Raw genomic sequence first — 23,425 nt, 5'->3', positions numbered from 1 at the left:
CCTGGCTCCTGACCCGCCCGCAGGGCGGGAGCCAGGGGAGACGCCCGTGACGCCTTGACGCCTTGACGTATCAGCGGCCCTTCCGCTCCCGCCCGGCAGCGGTGACGCGGGTGACGACGTGCCGGAACACCACGCCCTCCTCCGAGCGGGCCTCGGCCCGTACGAGCAGGCCCGTCCCCGGATCGACCGTGAACTCACAGGTCAGGCCCTCGTCCGGCGCCCATGCACTGAACGGGAAGGCCCGCATCGGCCGCACGACGGCCCGCACGGAGTCGTCCGTGCCCCCCGGCTGCGCCTCGACCCGGCTGAGGTGCCCGACGATGCGGCCGGGCGTCAGCAGTTCGGCCAGCCGGGCCGCCACCGGCCCGGTCCGCTCCGGCGCGTAGTCCCCCGTGAGCGCCAGCTCCTTCCCGCGAACCGAGACGTCCCACGACCGTCGTGCTCCGCCCGGGACCTCGAAGGCCTCGAAGCCGAGGTCGTCGTGCGGATCGGCCTCGACCTCCACGACACCGCCCGTCAGCTCGACGGGCTCCACCAGCGTCCTGGCCATCCGCCCCAGCACCCGCCCCGCGCCCTCCGACGCGTCGCGCACCTCACGCACGTCCAACTCGACGACCCGCGCGGTGGCCAGGGCCCCGTGTGCGTCATACAGCTCGGCGGACCGCAGGAAGCCGGTGTCCGCATCGACCCGGACGACCAGCCGGCCGGCCCCGGGCGGCAGCCACTCGTCCCCCGGATCGGCGCACAACAGGTTTGGTACGAGGGCGAGTTCGACGCACTCCCCCGCACGCCGCGCCACCGGAACCGCTCCGATGCCCCTCAGCAGCCGGGCCGGATCGAACAGCACGGCCCACGGCTCGTCGGCACCGTCCTCCTCGCGCAGCCCCAGCGAGGACACGCCCTCCAGCCGGCACCGCCGGGACCGGCCGTTCCGCCGCCGGACAGCAGCGGCGCCCCCTGCCGTCCCGGTCCCGAAGCGCCCGCCCAGCTCGGGCTCCGCCTCACGCGCCGCGTACTCGAGCTCGACGACGGCGTCCACCGTCACGTCCCGCGCCACACCGGCGGCGATCCGGGCCAGGGCCAAGGCGGCCGTGCCCTGCCCGCCCGAGGGAGGTTCACCTAGCCAGTGGGAAGTTGCCACGATGCCCAAGTCTCCTCAGCGTCAGCACGATTCGGTGCCCACTGCACGTACAGTACGCGGTACGGATGCCCGGGCGGCGGCGCGCCCACGAGCTCGATCGTGTAGGAGCGGTCCTCGTTCCGGGTGATCCGGCACCCCGGTTCGGTGATGCCGGGTCCGCACGCCATGACCTTCTGCCGCCGCACGTCCTCGTCCGGGATGCCGGACTTGTCGATCCTGCTGTGCAGCATGAACGAGACGTACGAAGGAGCCGCGTCGGCCGTCACCCTGACGCTGAGCGGCTTCCCGGCGCCGGACCCGCGGCTGTTCCCCTCCGGCTCCTCCCAGTCGAGGCGCCGTGGGGGCGCCTTGCGCCGGCCGTCGCCCCACTGACCCGCCACCAGGGGCAGGGCGGGCCCCCCGTCGAGCCGGGCGGCCGGGCGCGCCGGCGCCCCGGACGGAGACGCGGACGGGGACGCCGGCCCCAAGGTCCGGTCCGAGGCCCGCGCCCGGGACGGTTCATCCGCCGGTCCCGTACAGGACCCGAGCAGGACGGCGACACAGAGAGCCGCCGCCCCGTCGGCCGCCCGCCGTGTCAGCCCTTGCACTTGATCTCTTTGTCGTTCTGGTTGTAGACGTGGGCCGATCCCCTGCCCTGCGGGCCTGACACGTAGAAGCGGGCCTGGCCCTTGTAGCGGTACCAGGTGTCCTTCTTGCAGCCCTTGGGCGCCACCACGCGCAGGCTCTTGGTGTTCTTCTTGCCGCCCTTGCCGGTGGCCAGGTGCTCCCAGCCGTACCAGCGGGAGCGGGACAGCGTGCCCTCGGTGTTCAGATTCGGGGCCACCTGGCCGCACTTGGTGTCGAAGTGCACGTTGATCGTGCCCTTCTTGGTGTGCGAGTTGTGCGGGTAGTCGACCGTGGCCTTGCAGAGGTACGGAAGGCGCTTGGCCGCGGCGGCACGGACGGCGAAGGCGCCGGACTCCCCCGCGGCGCCGTCCGCCGCCAGTTCCGCCTCACCGAGCACGGCGTCCCCCGTGGGGACCTGCTGGTCCGGCTCGGTGATCTCGACGACCTCGGTGGTGTCCGTACCCTCCGCGTCCGCCGGAAGCCCGTCGGCGGCGACGGCCACCTCGCCGCCGGCGAGAACGGCCGAGGCGGTGAGCGTGACGGCGGCTATGGACGTGATGATGCGCCGCCCGGGGCGCTTGGTCATGGCCACGTGTTCCCCCATGTGGTCAGAAGCAGAGCGGGGCTCGGTCGAAAGTCCCCGAGTGCGAGCGCCTGGTTTCGGTCGGTGGCGCTCCCCCACGCCGATCACTCTGGTCCTGCAAGATCAGGAACCCAAGTCCACGACGTCTCCATGATCCCGATTCGGTCAGGACACACGCCTCGCGGTGAACCGGGGCACTGCGCGCCCCTTTCACCAACTTTGGCGCACTTCAAGGGACTTGATCGACCTCATGAACCCCGGCCACACATCGGACACACGTGCGAATATGGCCGATTGTCATCCCTGACCTGCCGGTCGCCCACGGAACCGACGCACGCCCGCGGGCGGCCTCAGCTCGACTCCCGCTCCACCGGCAGCCACAGTTCCGCGTCCGCGTGGGTGCCGTCGTCGGACAGGCGGGTGCGCAGAATCTCCGGGCCGGGGCGGCTGCGGTACGGGTTGGACGGGAACCACTGGGTGAAGACATCGCGCCACAGGTCCTGGATGGCCTGCGGGGACGGACCCGCGGTGGTGAAGACCGCCCAGGTGCCGGCCGGCACCCGGAGGGTGTCGGTGCCCTCCGGTGCGGGGGCCGAGGTGACCACCGCGTGGTAGTAGTCCAGTTCCGTACCCTCCGCCCGGCTGGGGTCCAGGTCGTCGCAGACCGCGACGACGCCCTGCGGCTCCTGGTCCGACAGCTGCTCCAGCTGCCCGACCGCCTCACGGTCCAGGCCGCGCACGAAGGAGATGATCTTCTCGTTGGGTCCCGAGTGCACCAAGGGGACCCGGGCCTTGAATCCCACGACGGTGAAGCCGGGCCGGTCGACGACGCGGTATCGCATGCTGCTGCTCCCTTCGACGGTGAGGCGGAAGGTGAGCCGTGGCTGGGAGACGAGCGCGGCTCCGGTGCGCCGCGCCTCGCCGGGTCCGACCCCGTGCACGGCACGGAAGGCACGCGCGAACGCCTCGCCCGAGCCGTAGCCGTAGCGCACCGCGATCTCCAGCAGCGTCGCGCGCCCCTCGAGCACCTCCGCACCGGCGACGGTGAGCCTGCGGCGGCGGATGTACTCCGACAGCGGCATGCCCGCGAGCGCGGAGAACATCCGGCGCAGGTGGTACTCGGAGGTGGCGGCGATACGGGCCAGGCCGGCCGCGTCGATGTCCTGGTCGAGCCGCTGCTCGATGTGGTCCAGGACCTGGTTGAGACGCTCCAGCACTCCCGGCTCCCCTTCTCTTCCTCGATCTGTTCCTCGATCTGTGCCTCACGCTAGGGAGCACGCGGTGCCCCCGACCCGACATCCTGTGCCCGATCGGATCGGGTGCGGTACCGCGGCTCGCCGGGGCCGCGTCCGGCATGGCTTCTGCAGCGTTCGGGGCGCGAGGGCCGGGAGAGGCTCTGCGGGCGGTACCGGGGGGAGGAACCCGGCATGGGGGACGGGCAGGAGACGGCGCGGCGGCTGCGGGCGGTCCGCGAGGAGCTGGCGGAGCGGTTCCTCGAGCGAGACGACGTCGTACGGACCCTGGTGGTGACGCTGCCGGCCGGGCAGCACTCATTGCTGCTGGGCCCGCCCGGCACGGCGACGTCGGAGCTGGCGCGGGAGCTGACCGGCCGGATCGAGGGCGCCGCGTACTGGGAGATCCTGCTGCCGAAGTGCACCGCGCCGACGCGGATGTCCGGGCCGATCGACGTGGCCGCGCCGGCGCGGGGCGAGTACCGGCAGGTGTACGACGGACGGGCGACGACCGCGCACATCGCCTTCAGCGACGAGATCTTCAAGTGCTCGACGGCCGCGCTGAACGAGACGCCCGGCCACCTCAACGAGCGGATCTGCCACCCCGAGAGCGGCGGCGCGCCCAGGGAGATCTCCGAGAACTGGCGCGCCTGTGGCACGGCGTCAAGCGCCGCCTGGACTTCCGCCTCTTCGGCATCACCCTCGCCACCCCCTCCCCCGCGCCGGGCTCGGTCCTCGCATCCCTGCGACAACCTCCGCACCGTGCACGACCTCACCGACGTCCGCACCGCCTCCGACCTGTTCCGCCTGATCCGAGGGGCCGGGCGCGCGCCGGTGCGGCCGGGCACAGCCGGACGCCCCGGTCCTGCATGAGCCGGGGCGTCCGTCGTGGGTCGGCACGTTCGTGAGAGCCCGGGGCGGGCCGTGCCGGAGTGGGCGGGGGTGGATCCGGTGCCGCGAGGTGCTCCGTCGGGGCGGACGGAGCGGGCGGCGCCGGGCCCGTAACCCCGCACGCCGTTGTACGGGGCCCCGCCGGTGAGTTCCGCGGCCGGCACGTGACGATCGCTGGTCAGGGCATCCGACCGGCCGCGGAGCTGGTGGGGGCTGTGCTCAGCCCAGGCGCTCGACGAGCGCGCGGTACTGGTCCCACAGCTCCTTCGGGGTGTGGTCGCCGAAGGTGTTGAGGTGATCGGGGACCAGCGCGGCCTCCTCGCGCCACACGTCCTTGTCGACGGTGAGCAGGAAGTCCAGGTCGGAGTCGGACAGCCGCAGGCCGTCGGTGTCCAGCGCCTCCTTGGTCGGCAGGATGCCGATGGGGGTCTCGACGCCCTCGGCCTTGCCCTCCAGGCGCTCCACGATCCACTTCAGGACGCGGCTGTTCTCGCCGAAGCCGGGCCAGACGAACTTGCCCTCGTCGTTCTTGCGGAACCAGTTGACGTAGTAGATCTTCGGCAGCTTGGACTGGTCCTTGTCCTTGGCCACGTCGATCCAGTGGGCCATGTAGTCGCCCATGTTGTAGCCGCAGAAGGGCAGCATGGCGAACGGGTCGCGGCGCAGCTCGCCGACCTTGCCCTCGGCGGCGGCGGTCTTCTCGGAGGCCACGTTGGCGCCGAGGAAGACGCCGTGGTTCCAGTCGAAGGACTCGGTGACCAGCGGCACGGCGGTGGCGCGGCGCCCGCCGAAGAGGATCGCGGAGATCGGCACGCCCTTGGGGTCCTCCCACTCGGGCGCGATGATCGGGCACTGCGAGGCGGGCACGGTGAAGCGGGCGTTGGGGTGGGCGGCCGGGGTGTCCGACTCCGGCGTCCAGTCGTTGCCGCGCCAGTCGGTGAGGTGGGCCGGGGGCTGCTCGGTCATGCCCTCCCACCACACGTCGCCGTCGTCGGTGAGGGCGACGTTGGTGAAGACGGCGTTGCCCCACAGCGTCTTCATGGCGTTGGCGTTGGTGTGCTCGCCGGTGCCGGGTGCGACGCCGAAGAAGCCGGCCTCGGGGTTGATGGCGTAGAGGCGGCCGTCCTCGCCGAAGCGCATCCAGGCGATGTCGTCGCCGATGGTCTCGACCGTCCAGCCGGGGATGGTCGGCTCCAGCATGGCGAGGTTGGTCTTGCCGCAGGCGCTCGGGAAGGCCGCGGCGACGTACTTGGCCTCACCGCGCGGCGGGGTGAGCTTCAGGATGAGCATGTGCTCGGCCAGCCAGCCCTCGTCGCGGGCCATGACGGAGGCGATGCGCAGGGCGTAGCACTTCTTGCCGAGCAGGGCGTTGCCGCCGTAGCCGGAGCCGTAGGACCAGATCTCGCGGTCCTCGGGGAAGTGGGAGATGTACTTGGTCTGGTTGCAGGGCCAGGGCACGTCCTGCTGGCCCGGCTCCAGCGGGGCGCCGAGAGAGTGCACGGCCTTGACGAAGAAGCCCTCGTCGCCGAGCTCGTCGAGCACGGCCTGCCCCATGCGGGTCATGGTGCGCATGGAGACGGCGACATAGGCCGAGTCGGTGATCTCGACGCCGATCGCGGACAGCGGCGAGCCGAGCGGGCCCATGCAGAAGGGCACCACGTACATCGTGCGGCCCCGCATGGAGCCGCGGAACAGGCCCTTGTCACCGGTGAAGATCTCCCGCATCTCGGCGGGGTCCTTCCAGTTGTTCGTCGGGCCGGCGTCCTCCTCCTTGGCGGAGCAGATGAAGGTCCGGTCCTCGACGCGGGCCACGTCGGTGGGGTCGGAGGCGGCGTAGTAGGAGTTGGGGCGCTTGATCGGATCCAGTTTCCGGAACGTTCCCTTGGCGACGAGCTCCTCGCACAGGCGCTCGTACTCGGCCTCTGAGCCGTCGCACCAGACGACCTCGTCCGGCTGCGTCAGGTCTGCGATCTCTTTGACCCAGGAGATCAGTCCCTGGTGGGTGGTGGGAGCCGCGATGTCGCGCGCCACGATTGCTCCTAAATGAGGGGTTTTTTGTTGGGAGGCCCCGTGGGGGCTGCGACCCGGATGCTTGTCGGTGAGATCTTGGGCGCTCATCCGGTGCCGACCGCACTCATTTGATCATCCGACGCAAGCGCCCATCTGTCCAGAGGGGCGCACAGGTGAGCAGCGTGACGATGGCCACGGTTTTTCGGATGGTTTTACGAGCACGTTGGGTTGATATGACGATTTCTTTGCGTGACGGTTCGGCCGAGGAGTCGTGAGAGGATGGCCGGAGCGGTGCCCAATTCGTCACACTGACCCGCAACTTACGGTCCCGTAGGTACCATGCGGTGCATGACAGCGTTCGTCCCCGACGCGCCCTCGGACACGCCGGCCGACGGCCGCGGTCCGGTCGCGACCCATCTGCCGCACCCGGTCAAGCCCAAGCTCCGGGGCTGGCTCCACCTGGGCATGTTCCCCGCCGCCCTGGTCGCCGGCCTGGTCCTCACCGCCCTCGCCGACTCCACCCGCGGCCGGATCGCCTGCGGGGTCTACGCGCTCACGGCCTGCCTGCTGTTCGGGGTCAGCGCGCTGTACCACCGGGGCAACTGGAGCCCCCGCATGGACGGCGTCCTGCGCCGCCTGGACCACGCCAACATCTTCCTGATCATCGCCGGCACCTACACCCCGCTGACCATCCTGCTGCTGCCGCACTCCAAGGGGCGCTGGCTGCTGTGGGGCATCTGGGCCGCCGCCGTCGCCGGGATCGCCTTCCGGGTCTTCTGGGTCGGCGCCCCGCGCTGGCTGTACACCCCCTGCTACATCGCCATGGGCTGGGCGGCCGTCTTCTACCTGCCCGACTTCATGCGCACCGGCGGCATCGCCGTGCTGGTCCTGGTGATCGCGGGCGGCGTGCTCTACAGCGCGGGCGGCGTCATCTACGGCATCAAGAAGCCCAACCCGTCACCGCGCTGGTTCGGCTTCCACGAGGTGTTCCACTCCTTCACCCTGGCCGCCTTCATCACCCACTACGTGGGGATCTCCCTGGTGGCCTACCAGCACGCGTAGTGCACGGCGAACGGCACGGGACAGGGCCGCGGCGGTGACGCCGCGGCCTTTTTCATGCCCTCTTCCGTGCCCGGATTCCGTCCACCCGCGTGGCGCTTGTTGACAGTCACCTCTTTTTGAGAGTTACTCTCATTTCATGGCTGCTGTCGTTGCTGTCGATTCCGTGAACGCCGCACCGCCCGACCCCCGCCGCTGGTGGGCTCTGGGCGCCCTGGTCGCGAGCATGCTCACGCTCGGCTTCGACCTGACGATCCTCAACGTGGCCCTGCCGACCATGGCCGCGCAGCTGGAGGCGAGCACCGACCAGCTCCAGTGGATCGTGGACGCGTACATCGTGGTGTTCGCCGCGCTGATGCTCCCCGCGGGACTTCTCGGCGACCGCTTCGGGCGCCGCCGGATGCTGGTGGCGGGGCTCGCCGTGTTCCTGCTCGGCTCCCTGGCCGGCGCGCTCACCGACACGCCGGGCCTGGTGATCGCGGCCCGCTCGGTGATGGGGCTCGGGGCCGCGCTGGTCATCCCGCTCGGGCTGTCCGTGCTGCCGTCGATGTTCGGCGAGGAGGAGCGCGGCAAGGCGGTCGCCGCCGTCACCGCCTCCATGGCCGCGGGCATGCCGCTCGGCCCGCTCGTCGGCGGACTGCTGCTCGACCACTACTGGTGGGGCTCGATCTTCCTGATCAACCTGCCCATGACCGCTCTCGGCATCGCCGCCTGCCTGTTCCTGCTGCCCGAGTCCCGCGACCCGTCCTCGCCGAAGGTCGACCCGCTCTCCACCGCGTACAGCGCGCTCGGGCTTGGCGCCCTGGTCTTCGGCATCATCGAGGGCCCCGGACGCGGCTGGACCAGCGGCTGGGTGCTGGGCGCCTTCGCCCTGGCCGCGCTGCTGCTGACCGCGCTGACGGTGCGCGAACGGCACGCCGTGCGGCCCATGCTCGACCTGGCACTGCTCGGCCGGCGGGTGTTCCTGCTCAACACGCTCGCCGCCACCCTCGGCACCTTCGTCCTCTCCGGGCTGCTGTTCCTGCTGCCCACCCGCCTGCAGGAGACCGACGGACACGACGCCTTCGGCACCGGGCTGCGGCTGCTGCCGATGATGGGCGGCCTGCTGGTCGCCGCGCGGGCCAGCACCCCGCTGGTGCGCCGGCTCGGCCCCCGCCCCGTGGTCGCCACCGGTCTGGTGGTGCTGTGCTTCGCCGCGCTGCTCGGCTCGCGCACCGGCCCCGGCGACGGCTACGGCTTCACCGCGCTGTGGCTGACCATCGCCGGCTTCGGCTTCGCCTTCGCCATGGTGCCGGCCATGGACGCGGCGCTCGGCGGCATCGACGCCGACGAGGCCGGCAGCGGCTCCGGGCTGCTGATGACGCTGCGCCAGGTCGGCGGCGCCGTCGGCATCGCCCTGCTGGGCAGCCTGGTCGCCGACACCTACACCGGCCGGCTGGACACCACCGGCCTGCCCGCGCCCGCCGCCGAGGCCGCCCGCGAGTCGCTAGGCGGGGCGCACGCCGTCGCCGAGCGGCTGGACCTGCCCGCGCTGGCCGCCTCGGCGGACGCGGCCTACCTGGACGGCATGTCGGTGGTGCTGGTGGTGTGCGGCGCGGCCGCGCTGGCGACGGCGGTCATGGCGGCCCTGTGGCTGCCGAATCCGCGCCCCGCCGCCGGACCGGACACCGACTCGCACGAGCCGTCGCCGGCCGCCAGCCCCTCCAGCCTCTCCGGCCCCTCCGGTCCCTCCGGTCCCTCCGGTCCCTCTGGTCTCTCCGGTCCCTCCCCGGCCATGGTCCCGGCGAAGGAGGATGACGGACAATGAGGCCATGACCATGGCACGAACCCCTGTTCGCGAACCGGCCCGCCACCTGGGCCTGCGCGAACGGAAGAAGATCAAGACGCGCATGGCGATCAGGGAGGCCACCTACGCCCTGATCAAGGAACAGGGGTACGACGCCACCACGGTCGAGCAGATCGCCGAGCGCGCCGAGGTCTCGCCCAGCACCGTCTTCCGCTACTTCCCCACCAAGGAGCACATCGTCCTCACGGACGAGTACGACCACCTCCTCGAGGACCTGATGCGCGGCCGCCCGGACGACGAGCCCGTGCTGGAGTCGGTGCGGTGGGCCGTCCGGGAGGCGATGGCGATGGCCTTCGCCGACAACCCCGAGCACCAGCAGGAGGAGATGGTGCTGCGCGCCCGGCTGGCCGTGGAGGTCCCCCAGGTGCGCTCCCGGCTGATGGAGAGCATGTCCGTCACGGGGCGCATGCTGTGCCGGGCCATCGCGGAGCGCACCGGCCGCAAGGAGCAGGACCTCGAGGTCCGGGTCTACTCGATGGCCCTGATGGGCGCCATGCTGGAGACGCTGGTCTACTGGGGCGAGCGCGGCTGCCGCGACGATCTTGCCGAGCTGATCGACCGCACTCTGGACACGTTCCAGGACCTGCCGCGCCGCCTGCCATGACATCCTTGACCGGGTGAACGGTCCTGAGATCCACGTCGAGTTCGACCGCGAGCTGCTGCTCTTCGTGCCGCAGGCCCGGCCCGCGGGCACGCTGAAGACCGCCACCGACGGGGCGTCCACCCTCGGCCATGTCGTCGAGTCCCTCGGCGTGCCGCTGACCGAGGTCGGTGCGCTGCTCGTGGACGGGCGCGAGGTACCGGTCTCCCACGTGCCGCAGGCCGGGGAAGAGATCACCGTACGGAAGGTGGCGCACCCGCAGCAGGTGCCGGGCGCCCCGCTGCGGTTCCTGCTCGACGTCCATCTGGGCACGCTGGCCCGGCGGCTGCGGCTGCTCGGGGTGGACACCGCCTACGAGGCGACCGACATCGGTGACCCGGCGCTGGCCTCGCGGTCGGCCGCGGAGCGGCGGGTGATGCTCAGCCGGGACCGGGGGCTGCTGCGGCGGCGCGAGCTGTGGGCGGGCGCGTTCGTGTACAGCACCCGGCCGGAGGAGCAACTGGCCTACGTCCTGGACCGGTTCCGGCCCGAGCTGCGGCCCTGGACGCGGTGCACCCAGTGCAACGGGCTGCTGCGGGAGGCGACCAAGGAGGAGGTCGCCGACCAGCTGAAGGGCGGCACGCACCGGACGTACGACGTCTTCGCGCAGTGCACCGAGTGCGGGCGCGCGTACTGGCGGGGCGCGCACCACGAGCAGCTGGAGGCGATCGTCGAACGGGCGGTGGCGCTGCGCGCGCAGCTGCGCTGAGCCCGCGCGGAGGTTGCGCAGGCGCAGGCGCGGGGAACCGCGGCGCCGTGGTGTGCGGCACGCGGTCCCCCGCGCCTGTCGGTGCCCGGGTTCCCGGGCCCGGCTCAGCGCCTGGCCAGGTCCCCCTTGCCGCAGGCGATGCCGTCCCGGTTGCGGTCCAGCCTCAGCGGGTCGTCCTTGCCGTTGACCTTGAGCCGGCCGTAGTCGTGGTCCTTCAGCCAGGTGCAGCGGGCCGTGGTGGCCGGCTTCACCTCGTCGGGGAACACGGTCGGGACGCAGACGTTGGCCGAGCCGTAGTGGCGGTCGCAGCCGGAGATACGCGGGCTGACCGGGTGGGACGTGCGCTTGTTGCCGGGCCCGGTCACCTTGCCCTCGGGTGCCTGCGCGAAGTCGTGGACGTGGGCGGAGGCGTCCTTGGCGGTGAGCGCCTGCGGGCCCTGCAGATGCACCCACTTGGCGACCGACGGCACGCCGTTCGCGTCGACCACGAACAGCATGTACCAGCCGGGCGGGGCCAGGTTGGGGTTGCTGGTGACGTTCAGGTCGACGTTGCTGCCGTCGACGGACAGCGGCAGGTCCACGAACCGCTGGTTCGGGTCGGAGGAGTGGGTGACCGCGGCCGGGCGGATCAGCTCGGCCTTGGCGATGGGCCGGTCGACGGTGATGCGCTGGGTGTCGCCGTAGGTCCACTCGGTGTCGATCAGCGAGGTGATCTCCGGCCGCTCGCCCCTGAAGAGGTAGGGCGGGCTGTAGATCGACACGTCGTGGTTCCAGGAGCCGTCACCCGGGTTGTCGCCGGTGGCCATCACCCGGCCGTCGGGGAGCAGGAACGCCGAGGAGTGGTAGCCGCGGGCCTCCGGGTCGGCGGCCACCGGGTCGAAGGTCTCCGAGGCCGGGTCGAAGACGGACGTCTCGTAGACCGGGTCGGCGCGGTTGTGCAGGGCGCCGCCGGTCTCCAGGACCTTGCCGTCGGGCAGCAGCACCGCGGAGACATACATCTTGCCCTGGTCGCCGGTCTGCGGGACGCGGCCGTCGCCCAGGTCGACGGTGCCCTGCGGGATGGGCGGGCCGGCGACGTAGCCCGGGTCGGGGTCCTTGAGGTCGATGATGTCGGTCAGGCGGTTGGCGTCCGGGTTGGTGTCGATGTTGCCGCCGCCGAGGGTGAGGACCTTCTGGTCCTGCGCCGGGGGCAGCAGCACGCTGGCCGACTGGTCGCGCTCGTCCTTGTTCTGCAGGCCGGGCACCTGGGTGATGGTGTTGGCCTCGTAGTCGTAGATCGCCGCGCCGGTGCCGGGGATGTTGTTGCCGAAGACATGGCTGCCGGAGTAGAAGAGGCGGCCGTCCTGCATCAGGATCATCGACGGGTACAGGCCCCAGTACGACCAGGTCTGGTTGACCTTCCAGGTGGGCAGCCACTGCTGCTCGGCGTCCGACCACAGCTCGGCGGTCACCGAACCGGTGGAGTCCTCGCGCAGGCCGCCGAAGCTGATGACGTCACCGTTGCCGAGGATGGTCGCCGACGGGTACCAGTGCCCGTCGTTCATGTCGTTGGTCCTGCTGTAGGTCTCGGTCTCCGGGTCGAAGATGTACGAGTCCTTGTAGCCCTGGTAGCCGATGGTGCCGTCGGCGGACGGGTAGCCCTTGTTGCCGCTCATCACCAGGACGCGGCCGTCCTTGAGCTGGACGTGACCGGCGCAGAACATGTCGTCCGGCGTGGGGATGGTCTGGTAGGTGCCGTTCTCCGGGTCGTACACCGCCGAGGTGAAGGTGCCCGCCTCGAACAGCTCCGGGTCGTTGCCGGAGCCGGCGATCAGCAGCACCTTGCCGTTGTGCAGCACGACAGAGTGCATGGAGCGGACGGGGTTCCTGGTGGGGAGCACCTCCCACTTGCCGTCGGCGCACTCGGCCGCCGTCCCGGTGCACTCGGGGTCGGGGACCGGCTCGGCGACCTGCTCCATGGTGTAGTCGTCGGTGGTGACGGAGCCGGTGCCGTAGACGGAGACGCCCCAGGCGATGCGGTCGGTGCCGGCCGGGACCTCCGGGGTGCGGACGCCGGCCTCGGTCCAGGCGGCCGCCATGTCCAGCGTCTTGAGGTCGGTCCAGTACTGCCAGCCGGCGCCTGCGTCGTGCCGGAACAGCGTGACCGAGGTGTCGGGCGTCGTCGACTTGTACCAGAGGGACAGGTCGTACTGCTTGCCCGGCGTCACCACCGGCGCGCACTCGGCGGACTCGGTGATCAGGGCCTTGCGGTCGCCGTCCACGCGCCGGGTCAGCTCGACCTTCATCGCCTTGCCGCCGGTGTGCGCGTCGTCGGTGACGGTGAAGGTGAAGTCGTTGTCGCCCCACCCCGACTTGGACCAGCAGTACGGCATGTCACCGGCGCCGGCCGTCTCGAATCCCGGGTTCTTCACCAGGTTGGCGGCCGCGGCCGGCTGGGGCGCGGTGAGCAGGAGGCCCGTGGTGAGCGCGCCGACGGCCGCCAGGGCCGTGGCGCGTCTGGGCCTGAGCGGTGTTCTCATGGCGTGCTCCTTGCTGTGCGGCTCGCTCGGCGGCTCCTGCGCGGCAGGTACACCAGCGCTTCGGTTCCCACGAAGCGCAGGACGAAGGTGATGACGAGGGCCAGGGCGGTGGCCGGGAGGACAGCCAGGTGGAACTGGCCGACCAGCAGGGCGATCAGCGGCAGCCGCAGCACCAGGTCGGCGTTGGCGAGCAGCGCGAACCGCACGGTGCGGTCGGCCCAGTGCCGGTGCCGGCGCCGGGTGCGGAACAGCAGCCGGTCGATGAGCAGGAAGTTCCAGGCCACGCCGAACTGGTTGGCGATGATCTCGGCGGGCAGATAGTGCAGCCCCGCCTCGGTGAGCGCCCACAGCGCGACCAGGTTGGGCACGAAGCCGGTGAGTCCGATCAGCCCGAAGACGATCATGCGGGCGAGCGGTGCCTCGGTGCGCAGCCCGGCGAGGTGCCGCAGGAAGCGCAGGCCCTCCCTGGCGGTGGACTTGGACTCGCCGGCGAACCGCTCCTGGAAGACGAACGGCACCTCGGTGACCGTGCGGGGGCGGCTGCGGACGGCCAGTTCGAGGAGGATCTTGTAGCCGAGCGGCTTGAGCTCCCCGGCGGTGACCGTGGTGCGGCGGATGGCGAAGAAGCCGCTCATCGGGTCGCTGATGCCGTGCAGGCGGCGCGGGAAGAGGGACTTGGTCAGCCAGGTCGCGCCGCGCGAGACGGCCACCCGGTAGCTGCCGGCGAGTCCGGCGCGGCTGCCGCCCTTGATGTACCGGGAGGCGACGACGAGTTCGGCGCCCGCCCGCTCGCCGGTGGCGATCAGCTCGGGGACGAGGGCCGGCGGGTGCTGGCAGTCGCCGTCCATGACGACCACCCAGTCGGAGGTGGCCGCCTTGATGCCCTCGACGACGGCCCCGCCGAGCCCTCCGGTGGGCTCCTCGCGGTGCAGCACGGTCACCGGGAAGGGGCAGTCCTGCGCGGCGGCGCGGATGACCTCGGGGGTGTCGTCGGTGGAGTCGTCCACGAAGACGACCTCGCAGGGCACCCGCGCGGGGACGGACTCGGTGATCTGGTGCAGCAGCTGCCGTACGTTGGCGGACTCGTTGAACGTCGGTACGACGATGGTGACGGCCCCCGGCTCGGGGACCTCCACCGGCTCGAGGACCGGCTCCCCCAGGCCGCCGGGGACGATGGACTCCTGGCTCATCGCTCGCCTCCGGCGGTCGCGATCTTGCGGATCTCTATGCGGTCCTCGCCGGTGCCGAACACGGCGACCGGCCGGGAGTGCTCGATGGCGGCCTTGACGTTGGGCAGGTCCTTGGCGTCGCGCCGCACGGTCGGCGAGGCGACGACGTAGTCGATGTCCCGCCAGCCCTTGGGCATGGTCCTGGTGACGGCCGGGTCCAGGTCGGCCTTGTAGAACCAGATGACGCCGAGCCCCGGTTCGTACCCGGCGTGCACCAGGTCCAGCCACATCGCATCGTCCACCAGGACCCGTGTGCGGGCCGGGTCGGGCACCTTCTCGGCCATCCACCGCGAGGCCGCCTCGTAGGGGGCGTTGGCGTCGGTGGTGACGGCGATGCGGGTGCCGTCGTACCAGCGGGGGCCGGCATAGGCGCAGGCGGCCAGGGCGAGGGCGACGGCGAGCGTGTACCGGCCGTACACCGTGGCGCGCCTCTCCTTCCCGGAGCGGCCCCGGCGCAGCACCGCGTGGGCGATGCTGGCGGCGCCGCCGGCGAGGACCAGCGCGAGGAACGGCAGCGCCTGGATGACGTACATCGCGGGCAGATAGCCGTCGGGGCGCAGGGCGAGCGCGGCGAGGATCGCGACCGCGAGGGCCGGTCCGGCGAGCGCGCGGGCGGTGACGGACCAGCGCCAGGTGGCGAGCAGCAGCAGCGCGCCGGCCAGGCCGCCGAGCGGCAGGATGCGGTCGTAGTACAGCCAGGACTGGAGCACGTTCCAGGAGCCGGAGCCCTGGTCCAGGATGAAGCCCGAACCGGGCCTGGTCATCTGGTACTTGACGCCGTCCCAGAGGGAGACGTGGCCGGCGCCGGGCAGCAGCTCGCCCTTGAGCAGGGCGAACAGCGGGTAGGAGAAGCCGATCAGCGCGCACGCCGTGACGGCGCCGGTCAGCGCGAACTTGCGGGTGTCCTGGTGGCTGTGCCGCCAGGCGGTGACGAACAGCGCGGGCAGGACGAGCAGCATCGTCTCCTTGGTGAGCACGGCGGTGGCGGCGGCCATGCCCGCGCCGAAGTGGTGCCACAGATGCCGGCTCGGGGACGCGGCGAGGGTGAAGGCGAGCAGCGTCCACATCACCGCCAGGTTGTCGAGGAAGATCTCCCGCTGGAGCACCACCGACAGCGGTGACAGCCCGAACAGCGCCATGCCGAGCCCGGCGGCCCAGCGGGGCAGGGCGAGGCGGCGGCCGAGGACGTAGACGAGGACCGCGCTGATGCCGCTGATCAGCAGCATCACCGCGCGCATGGTGCCGACGGTCATCGACTCGGGGCTGAGCAGCGCCGGGATCCAGGTGAGGACGGCGAGCTGGATCCAGCCGAGCGGCGGGTGGTCGTACCAGTAGGTGTAGTGGGCGAGGCCCCTGCCCTCCTGGACGGCCCAGGCCTGGGCGAGGTAGGTGCCCTCGTCGTCGCTGAGGGCCGGGTAGGCGGAGATGTTCCAGCCCTGCACGACGAGGATCGCAAGAAGCAGGACCCCGCACAGCAGCAGGTCGGGGCGGGAGGAGCGCAGACGGCGGGGCGGCAGCGCCCGGCCCGTGGCACCGGCGGGGGGTGCGGGCCGGCGCTGCGCGGGTATCTGCGGCGCGGTCACCGGGTCGAGGGTGGAGGTCACGCGGCAACGTCCTCTCGGGTCCGGTCGCCGGCCGGGTCCAGATGGGCACCGACGTGCGTGGTCAGCTCCCAGTCCCTGCGCCCGCGCTGCTCGCGCCAGACCGCGCGGATCGCCGCGCCGGCGAGGAGCAGCTGGTAGAAGGGGCCGCCGGCGATGAGCTTGAGGTAGTGCACGAGGCGCACGCGCAGCCCGTACTGCTTGCCGAAGTCGTGCAGCCCGACGACCTCGAAGACGAAGGTCACCAGGGCGGTGACGGCGGGCAGGAAGGTGATGAAGGCGACGCCGACGGGCACGTCGAGGAAGATCGCGATGGCCACGTTCAGCGGGATGATGACGCCGCTGAACGCCTGGAGGAACGGTGTCATCAGGGTGTAGCGGGCGAGCATCCGCTGCCGCAGCGCGGGCAGCTGCTTCCAGTCCTTCTTCCGGTACACCTGCAGGAAGCCCTGGTTCCAGCGGGTGCGCTGCTTGAGCAGCGAGACCAGCGAGCCGGGGGTCTCCTCGCGGGTGACCATGTCGGAGTCGTAGGCGACGACGACCTTCTTGCCGGCGCTGGAGAGGCGGACGCCGAGGTCGCAGTCCTCGGCGAGGCAGTCGGGATCCCAGCCGCCGGCCGCGCGCAGCACGTCGGTGCGGACGAAGACGGTGTTGCCGCCCAGCGGGATGAACCCTTTCTGCGCGTGCAGATGGAGCCGGGAGCGGAACCAGAAGAAGTACTCCAGGCAGTTGCGCAGGCTGTACCAGCTGGAGTGGAAGTTGATCAGCTGCACCCCGCCCTGCACCACGTCGGCGCCGGTGGAGCGGAAGGCGTGGTCGACATGGGCGAGCAGCTCCGGGTGCACCTGGTCCTCGGCGTCGAACACCCCGACCACGTCGCCGCGGCAGTACGGCAGGGCCGTGTTCATCGCCTTCGGCTTGTTCTTCTTCTCATGGGTGTCGACGACGACCCGCACCCGCGGGTCGCGGGCGGCAGCCGACTCGGCGACCGCGGTGGTCTCCGGATCGTCGTGGCCGACGATCACGATGATCTCGAAGGCGGTGTGGCTGGACTCCAGCAGCCGCTGGATGGTGTGGTCGAGCACGGCCTGCTCGTGCCGGGCGGGCAGCAGCAGGGAGAACGACAGATGCTCACCGCCGTCCGGGCTGCTGAACCGGGTGGAGGCCAGCACCTCCGGCGTGCGCCAGGCGTGCATCTGCCACCACAGGGTGAAGGCGGCCATCCCGAACAAGGCCAGCGAAACGACAGCAATGAAGACGGACGTCAGCAAACAGATCCCCCCAGATCCCCGATCCCCCCGGACGTGACGGCCGCGTCACCCGCATCGAGCGGCGCACGGCGGATTCGTCACGTCACCGTGCAGACAATAAGGGGAAGTTGTGAACGCTGGGGTCCCTTTCGATGAAGTGCCTGTTGCGCAAGGGGCCGACTTCTGGCCGAAGTTGACCGATTTCGCACCCAACCCTTCTGTGTCCGGGCAGCGCAAAACCGCTGCCTCAGCTGCCGTTTGAGCGATTTTCAGCCGCGCTCGGACACTCGGCTCTTTCAGTGCGCGCCGGCCCCCAGCGCGACGCGCAGCCGGTCGGCATCAGTGGTCGGCGCGTCGCAGGTGAAGTTGCGGCAGACGTAGGCGGCCGGTTCACCGTCCACCAGCGGCCGGCCGTCGAGCAGCGGGAACTCGTCGCTCTCCGGGGTCCCCACCGCGACCACGGCACCCGGCGCGGAGCCAAGGAGCGCGGTGCGGTGCAGGGCTGCGGTGGCCTTGTCGTCGAGCGCGGGCCCGACCACCGCCACCTCGCGCGGCCCGTCCAGCACCGCCTCGGCGACCGCGAGCCCCCACCCGATGAACCGCGGCACCCGCGGACCGAGCGCCTTCACCACGCCCAGCGCCCGTTCGGCGGCGGTGCGGTGGGGCTCCGAGCCGGTGTGGGCGGCGTAGCTCAGCAGGGCGCCCGCGGCGGCGGTCCAGCCGGACGGGGCGGCGTTGTCGGTCGGGTCCTGCGGGCGGCGGATCAGCCGCTCGGCGTCCGCGGCCGTGTCGTACAGGGCACCCGACTCGGAGTCGGTGAAGCGGGCCAGCACATGGTCGAGCAGCAGCCCGGCGAACTCCAGCCACACCCCCTCCCCCGTCACCGACGCCAGCGCCAGGAAGCCCTCGGCCGCGTCGGCGTAGTCCTCCAGCACGCCCGCGTGGGCGCCGACCCGCCCGTCCTTGCTGGTGCGGGCGATCCGGGCCAGCTCGTCCATGTGCAGCCGCACCAGCAGGTCGGCGGCGGCGACGGCGGCCTCGACCAGGTCCGGCCGGTCGAAGTAGGCGCCCGTCTCGGCGAGCGCGGCGATCGCCAGCCCGTTCCAGGCGGTGACGACCTTGTCGTCCCGGCCGGGCGCGGGCCGCTCGGCGCGCGCGGCCAGCAGCCGCTTCTTGATGCTCTCGATCCGCCCGGCGTCGAACACCTCGTCCTGCTGCGGCAGTTGCAGCACCGAGGCGCCGTGCTCGAAGGTGCCCTCCTCGGTGACCCCGAAGTACCGGGCGGCGAGTTGGGCGTCGTCCTCGCCGAGCACCTCGCGCAGCTGGGCGGGCGTCCACACGTAGTACGCGCCCTCGGCGTGCCGCCCGGTGCCGTCGTCGCTGTCGGCGTCCAGCGCGGAGGCGAAACCGCCCTCGGGGGTGCGCAGTTCGCGCACCATGAAGTCGGCGGTCTCCAGCGCGACCCGGCGGGCCAGCTCCGAGCCGGTGCTGCGCCACAGGTGGGCGTACACCCGGCACAGCAGGGCGTTGTCGTAGAGCATCTTCTCGAAGTGCGGCACCACCCAGTCCCGGTCCACCGAGTACCGGGCGAACCCGCCACCGAGCTGGTCGTAGATCCCGCCGCGCGCCATCCGCTCGCAGGTGTCCTGCGCCATCTGCAACGCGCCCTCGGAGCCGGTGCGCGCGTGGTGCCTGAGCAGGAACTCGATCACCATCGACGGCGGGAACTTCGGCGCCCCGCCGAAGCCGCCGCGCTGCGGGTCGTACTCCCGGGTCAGCCCGAGCAGCGCCTGCGCCAGCTCCTGCTCCCCGGGCACCTGCGCGTCACCGAAGCTGAGCTCCCGCCCGGCCAGGTCCCGCACGATCTTCCCGGCCACCTCGGTGACCTCCTCGCGCCGCTCCGCCCACGCCTGGTGCACGCCCTGCAGCACCTGGAGGAAGGAGGGCATGCCGTGCCGGGGCGCCGGCGGGAAGTAGGTGCCGAAGTAGAACGGCTCCGCGTCCGGCGTCAGGAACACCGACATGGGCCAGCCGCCCTGCCCGGTCGCCGCCTGCACGGCCTCCATGTAGACGGCGTCGACGTCGGGCCGCTCCTCCCGGTCCACCTTGACGCTGACGAAGTGCTCGTTCAGGTAGTCGGCGGTGGTTTGGTCCTCGAAGGACTCGTGCGCCATCACATGGCACCAGTGGCAGGCGCTGTATCCGACGCTGAGGAAGACCGGCACATCGCGCCGCCGGGCCTCCTCGAACGCCTCGGGACTCCACGGCCACCAGTCGACCGGGTTGTCCGCGTGCTGCAGGAGATAGGGGGACGTGGCCTGCGCGAGTCGGTTCGGCATACCTCCATCCTTGCGCACTCGGCCGGGAGGACGGGGCGCGGGACGCACCGGGTGATCGCGCGAAGGTTGAGTAGACGCAACGTAGTGTCTAGTCTTGCCAGTCTTCAGACTGGACGCAACGTCCTGTCCAGCCCTGTCCACTCCTGTCCAGTCCTGTCTGGTTCTGTCTAGTCCTGTCTAGTCCCTCAGCGCTCATCCTTCGTCGCTCACGAGAGGCAACAACAGTGGAAGACCCCACCGACCGCCCCGGCCACCCGGCCGGCACCTCCTTACCGGGACGACCGGCACGACCGGCACGCGGCACCGGTCTCGCGGTGTTCAACGTGGCCTTCGCCTTCTGGATCACCATGGCCGGCACCACCGCGCCCACGCCCCTCTACCCGCTCTACGGCGCCGAGTTCGGCTTCTCGGAGTTCACCGTGACCGTGGTCTTCGCCGTCTACGCGCTGGGCGTCGTCCTCGGGCTGCTCGTCTTCGGCCGGCTGTCGGACCAGATCGGCCGCCGCCCCGTGCTGCTGGCCGCCACCCTGCTGTCGGTGTGTGCCGCGCTGGTCTTCCTGCTGGCCCAGAACGTCGCCGTCATGCTGGTCGGCCGGGTGCTCTCCGGGCTCGCCGCCGCCCTGGTGACCGGCGCCGCCACCGCCTCGCTCACCGAGCGGCTCGGACAGCACAGCCGGCTCAAACCCGCCACCCTCGCCCTGTTCGCCAACATGGGCGGCCTCGCCGGCGGCACGCTCCTTGCGGGCATCCTGGCCGATGTCGCCCCGGCGCCGCTGCGCACGCCCTGGGCGGTCCTGCTCGCCCTCACCGCCGTCGCCACGCTCGGCGTCCTGCTCAGCGGCGAGAGCTCCGCTCACCGCCCCGGCTTCACCTGGCAGCTCCAGCCGCTGCACTTCCCGGGCGAGATCCGCTCGGACTTCCTGCGGTCCGCGATGGCGGCGGGCGCGGGCTTCGCGGTCCTCGGCGTCCTGACCTCCGTGACGGGCCTGTTCCTCGACACCGTCCTGCACGAGAACAGCCGCATCCTCACCGGGGCCGTCGTCTTCATCGCCTTCACCTGCACCGCGTTCGGCCAGCTCTTCGTCCGGGTCCTCAAGCCGGGCACCGCGCTGCCCCTGGCCTGCCTGGGCATGATCGGCGCGGCCGGCCTGATCGCCACCGCGATGGCCACCGGCACCCTCGCCCCGCTGGTCGTCGGCGCCATGCTCTGCGGACTGGCGACCGGCGTCGCCCTGGGCCACGGGATCGGCGTCATCACCACCCGCGGCGCTCCCCGGCACCGGGGCGCCTCCGTCTCGACCTTCTTCACCATCCTCTACACGATGCTGGCCCTGCCCGCGATCGGCGTGGGCGTCCTGATCCGCGAGACCAGCCTGCGCCCGGCCGGGGAGACGTTCAGCGCGGCGGTGGCCGCCCTCTGCCTGGGCGTTCTGCTCAGCCTGATCCGCACCGGCCGCGGCGACCGCCCCACTTGAGTCCGACACCGCCGGAGGCTGACGGATGCCAGAATCTGACCGAAGGACACGATCGAAGGGTTGCGGAACCATCAGCGCCACGCGGGAAGCACGGCCGGCCGGTGAGCGGACCAAGGTCATCAGCCGCACCGGTCCGCGCCGCAGCGAGAGCGTCCGCCTCGCCGTCCTGAACGCCGCCGACGATCTCCTCGTCGAGCGGGGATTCGCCGCGCTGACCATCGAGGGCATCGCCCAGCGCGCGGGCGTCGCCAAACAGACGATCTACCGCTGGTGGAAGTCGAAGGTCGACATCCTCCTCGACACGCTCACCGACGACGCCCGCGAGGCCCTCCGGTGGCAGCCCGGCGAAGGCGGCAGCGCCGAGGAGGCCCTCGCCGCCCAACTGCGCCGGGTGTCCGCCTTCTTCGCCGAGCCCGCCGGCCAGGTGCTGCGGGCCCTCCTCGGCCACGCCCAGCTGGACGAGGACACGGCCAGGGCGCTGCGGGCCGGCTTCCTCCGGGAACAGCGGGCGCTGGACACGGCGGGGCTGCGCGAGGTTCTCGCCCGTGAGGGCATCACCGTCGACGACTCCGCCCTCGGCACCCTCGTCGACACCATGCTCGGCCCCCTCTGCTACCGCGCGCTCGTCTCCGGCGCCCCCGCCGACCGCGGCCTGATCGACACCACGGCCCGGCTCACCCTCGCCCACGCCCGCGCACTCTCGGCCACGCAGTCCTGAACTCGCCCTGTGTCTGGCTGTTTTCAGTCCGCCACCGTCCCTTCACAACCGGTGATCGCCGCCCCTCTCGCGCGACGGGCGGGTCCGAAGGACACTCATAGGCAGTGCAGTTGCTGCCGGAGGGGGACGGGACATGAGGGACGGTCATCGGGCCGACGCCGAGCGGCTGTTGGCGCGGGCCGTGGAGGAGGAGGTGCGCCGGTCGGGCGGACGCATCGACGGCAAGGTGCTGCTCGCCCGGGCGCGCGGGGCGCTGGACGCCATGGCCGAGACGGCGGCGGAGGAGTACGAGGCGTATACCCGCGCGCTGGACGAGGCGGAGGCCGGGCAGCTCACCTTCCGGCAGCGGTACGCCCGAGAGGGTGCCGGGACCCCGCTGCTGGTGGCCGGGGTCGCCGGGGTGACCGCCGTGGTCGCGGACCTGGCCCAGGGCACCGGAGCGAGCATCGCGCTGGGGGCCGGGGTGACGGCCGGGGTGGTCGGGGCGGCGGCGACCGTGGTGAAGGTGGCCGGGTCGCACCTGCCGGCCGCGCACCATCGCGCCGGTGCGGTGAGCCAGCCGGGCGGTCCGGAGCAGCTGCGGCTGCAGTGGCTGACGGCGCTGGAGGTGCGCGGCATCCGCCCGTTCCTCGATCAGCAGCGGGTGCTGGCCGCGTCGACCGGCGCCAAGACGACCGGACCCCGGCTGCGGGGCGCCGACAAGAGCGCGGCGGCCCGCGGGCGCAGCCTGCTGGAGCAGTCGTTCGGCCAGCTCCCCGACCCGGCGGGCCCGTTCGCGGGACGACGGGAGGAGATGGCGCGGATCCGGCAGTGGGTGCAGGCCGCCCGGGCGAGCACGGAGACCCAGCCGACGGTGGTGGTGCTGCACGGCGCACCCGGCAGCGGCCGCACCACGCTCGCGCTGCGCGCCACGCACGAGCTGCGGGACTACTTCCGCGGGGCCTGCGTGGTCGATCTGCGCGGCGACAGCCCCGGCGAGCCCCCGCTGTCCACCCGGGACGCGCTGCTGCATCTGCTCAACCGGCTCGGCGCACCCCGCGAACAGCTGCTGTTCCGCGAGCGCTCCTCCCCCGACCAGCAGGTCAAGCGGCTGAGCGAGCTGTACCACCAGCATCTGACCGGGATGCCGGTGACGGTCGTCCTGGACGACGCCTGCGATCCGCAGCAGGTGCGCACCCTGGTCCCGGAGCGCTCCGACAGCCTGGTCCTGGTCACCTCCCGGGCACCGCTCGGCCTGCCGGAGGACCTTCCGGCGCGGGTGCATCAGCTGCCGGTGGAGCCGCTGGACGCGGCCGGTGCCGAGGAGCTGCTGACCAGCGCCGCGCAGGACTCCTCGGGCCCCTACGACGCCGAGGCGCACGAGCGGATCCGTCAGCTGTGCGGCGGGCTGCCGCTGGCGCTGCGGATCGCCGGATCCGCGCTCGGCCCGCGCTCACCGCGCACCCTGGCCTCGGACCTCGCCGCGTACGGCCCGGTCGAGCCGGTCGAACGCGCCCTGTGGCTGCGCTACACCGACCAGCCGGACCCGGTGCGGCGGCTGCTGCGCCGGCTGGCGCTGGCCGGCCGGGCCTCGCTGG

At 71.9% G+C, this 23,425-nt stretch carries 17 protein-coding genes and 1 pseudogene; 8 read left to right on the top strand and 10 right to left on the bottom strand.

The genetic code is table 11. From position 1 onward, the window contains the following. Positions 1 to 70: 70 nt before the first annotated feature. The 4 genes from ABD207_RS07940 to ABD207_RS07925 all read right to left on the bottom strand — a co-directional run bounded on the left by ABD207_RS07940 (position 71) and on the right by ABD207_RS07925 (position 3,547). On the bottom strand, positions 71 to 1,141 hold the full coding sequence (locus ABD207_RS07940) for a hypothetical protein (RefSeq protein WP_167994427.1): 1,071 nt from the start codon (positions 1,139 to 1,141) through the stop codon (positions 71 to 73). After that, the gene (locus tag ABD207_RS07935) at positions 1,120 to 1,371 is read right to left on the bottom strand and encodes a hypothetical protein (protein WP_344011144.1); all 252 of its coding nucleotides are present in this window, start codon (positions 1,369 to 1,371) and stop codon (positions 1,120 to 1,122) included. The genes ABD207_RS07940 and ABD207_RS07935 overlap by 22 nt, the downstream gene beginning before the upstream one ends. Before the next feature lie 344 nt (positions 1,372 to 1,715). Continuing rightward, positions 1,716 to 2,333, bottom strand: a complete 618-nt coding sequence (locus ABD207_RS07930) for a hypothetical protein (RefSeq protein WP_167994431.1) — start codon at positions 2,331 to 2,333, stop codon at positions 1,716 to 1,718. Positions 2,334 to 2,680: 347 nt separating this feature from the next. After that, positions 2,681 to 3,547: an AraC family transcriptional regulator gene (locus tag ABD207_RS07925; RefSeq protein WP_167994433.1), complete on the bottom strand. Its 867-nt coding sequence runs from the start codon at positions 3,545 to 3,547 to the stop codon at positions 2,681 to 2,683. A gap of 210 nt (positions 3,548 to 3,757) precedes the next feature. Between ABD207_RS07925 and ABD207_RS07920 the strand changes: the two are divergent. After that, positions 3,758 to 4,241: pseudogene (locus ABD207_RS07920) on the top strand (AAA family ATPase); the annotation flags it as partial. A 431-nt stretch (positions 4,242 to 4,672) separates the two neighbouring features. On the opposite strand, the gene ABD207_RS07915 reads toward ABD207_RS07920, so the two are convergent. Then, a complete protein-coding gene (locus tag ABD207_RS07915) occupies positions 4,673 to 6,484 on the bottom strand; it encodes a phosphoenolpyruvate carboxykinase (GTP) (RefSeq protein WP_344011142.1) in 1,812 nt (603 codons plus the stop codon). A gap of 327 nt (positions 6,485 to 6,811) precedes the next feature. On the opposite strand from ABD207_RS07915, the gene trhA reads away from it, so the two are divergent. The 4 genes from trhA (at position 6,812) to ABD207_RS07895 (ending at position 10,717) form a co-directional block, all read left to right on the top strand. Beyond that, positions 6,812 to 7,525 (top strand): PAQR family membrane homeostasis protein TrhA, encoded by a 714-nt coding sequence (gene trhA, locus ABD207_RS07910; protein ID WP_344011140.1) that lies wholly within the window; start codon positions 6,812 to 6,814, stop codon positions 7,523 to 7,525. A 223-nt stretch (positions 7,526 to 7,748) separates the two neighbouring features. Then, entirely contained in the window at positions 7,749 to 9,329 is a 1,581-nt protein-coding gene (locus tag ABD207_RS07905) for an MFS transporter (protein WP_344011177.1), read from the top strand. A 4-nt stretch (positions 9,330 to 9,333) separates the two neighbouring features. After that, on the top strand, positions 9,334 to 9,972 hold the full coding sequence (locus ABD207_RS07900) for a TetR/AcrR family transcriptional regulator (RefSeq protein ID WP_344011138.1): 639 nt from the start codon (positions 9,334 to 9,336) through the stop codon (positions 9,970 to 9,972). Between the two features lie 13 nt (positions 9,973 to 9,985). Next, the gene (locus tag ABD207_RS07895) at positions 9,986 to 10,717 is read left to right on the top strand and encodes a Mut7-C RNAse domain-containing protein (protein ID WP_344011136.1); all 732 of its coding nucleotides are present in this window, start codon (positions 9,986 to 9,988) and stop codon (positions 10,715 to 10,717) included. 104 nt (positions 10,718 to 10,821) lie between these two features. On the opposite strand, the gene ABD207_RS07890 is transcribed toward ABD207_RS07895, so the two are convergent. The 5 genes from ABD207_RS07890 to ABD207_RS07870 all read right to left on the bottom strand — a co-directional run bounded on the left by ABD207_RS07890 (position 10,822) and on the right by ABD207_RS07870 (position 19,655). After that, positions 10,822 to 13,236, bottom strand: a complete 2,415-nt coding sequence (locus ABD207_RS07890) for a galactose oxidase family protein (protein WP_344011134.1) — start codon at positions 13,234 to 13,236, stop codon at positions 10,822 to 10,824. Then, entirely contained in the window at positions 13,233 to 14,426 is a 1,194-nt protein-coding gene (locus tag ABD207_RS07885; RefSeq protein WP_344011132.1) for a glycosyltransferase, read from the bottom strand. The genes ABD207_RS07890 and ABD207_RS07885 overlap by 4 nt, the downstream gene beginning before the upstream one ends. Then, on the bottom strand, positions 14,423 to 16,069 hold the full coding sequence (locus ABD207_RS07880; protein ID WP_344011130.1) for an ArnT family glycosyltransferase: 1,647 nt from the start codon (positions 16,067 to 16,069) through the stop codon (positions 14,423 to 14,425). Before ABD207_RS07880 ends, ABD207_RS07885 begins: the two co-directional genes overlap by 4 nt. Then, complete coding sequence (locus ABD207_RS07875) at positions 16,066 to 17,337, bottom strand: glycosyltransferase (RefSeq protein WP_344011128.1); 1,272 nt, start codon at positions 17,335 to 17,337, stop codon at positions 16,066 to 16,068. Before ABD207_RS07875 ends, ABD207_RS07880 begins: the two co-directional genes overlap by 4 nt. 275 nt (positions 17,338 to 17,612) lie before the next feature. Continuing rightward, the gene (locus ABD207_RS07870; protein WP_344011126.1) at positions 17,613 to 19,655 is read right to left on the bottom strand and encodes a thioredoxin domain-containing protein; all 2,043 of its coding nucleotides are present in this window, start codon (positions 19,653 to 19,655) and stop codon (positions 17,613 to 17,615) included. Positions 19,656 to 19,879: 224 nt separating this feature from the next. On the opposite strand from ABD207_RS07870, the gene ABD207_RS07865 reads away from it, so the two are divergent. From ABD207_RS07865 to ABD207_RS07855, 3 genes are all read left to right on the top strand, one after another. Then, positions 19,880 to 21,130 carry an MFS transporter gene (locus ABD207_RS07865; RefSeq protein WP_344011125.1) on the top strand — a complete coding sequence of 417 codons (1,251 nt, stop codon included), beginning with the start codon at positions 19,880 to 19,882 and terminating at the stop codon, positions 21,128 to 21,130. A gap of 25 nt (positions 21,131 to 21,155) precedes the next feature. Then, a complete protein-coding gene (locus ABD207_RS07860; RefSeq protein WP_344011124.1) occupies positions 21,156 to 21,848 on the top strand; it encodes a TetR/AcrR family transcriptional regulator in 693 nt (230 codons plus the stop codon). Positions 21,849 to 21,981: 133 nt separating this feature from the next. Further along, positions 21,982 to 23,425 (top strand): AAA family ATPase (locus tag ABD207_RS07855; RefSeq protein WP_344011123.1); only part of this gene is annotated, 1,444 nt, incomplete at its 3' end.

The organism is Streptomyces thermospinosisporus (assembly GCF_039526425.1).
GTDB classification, from domain to species: Bacteria; Actinomycetota; Actinomycetes; order Streptomycetales; family Streptomycetaceae; genus Streptomyces; species Streptomyces thermocarboxydovorans.
The sequence above is the reverse complement of the archived record's forward strand: the minus strand, read 5'-3'. Positions and strand labels throughout refer to the sequence as shown.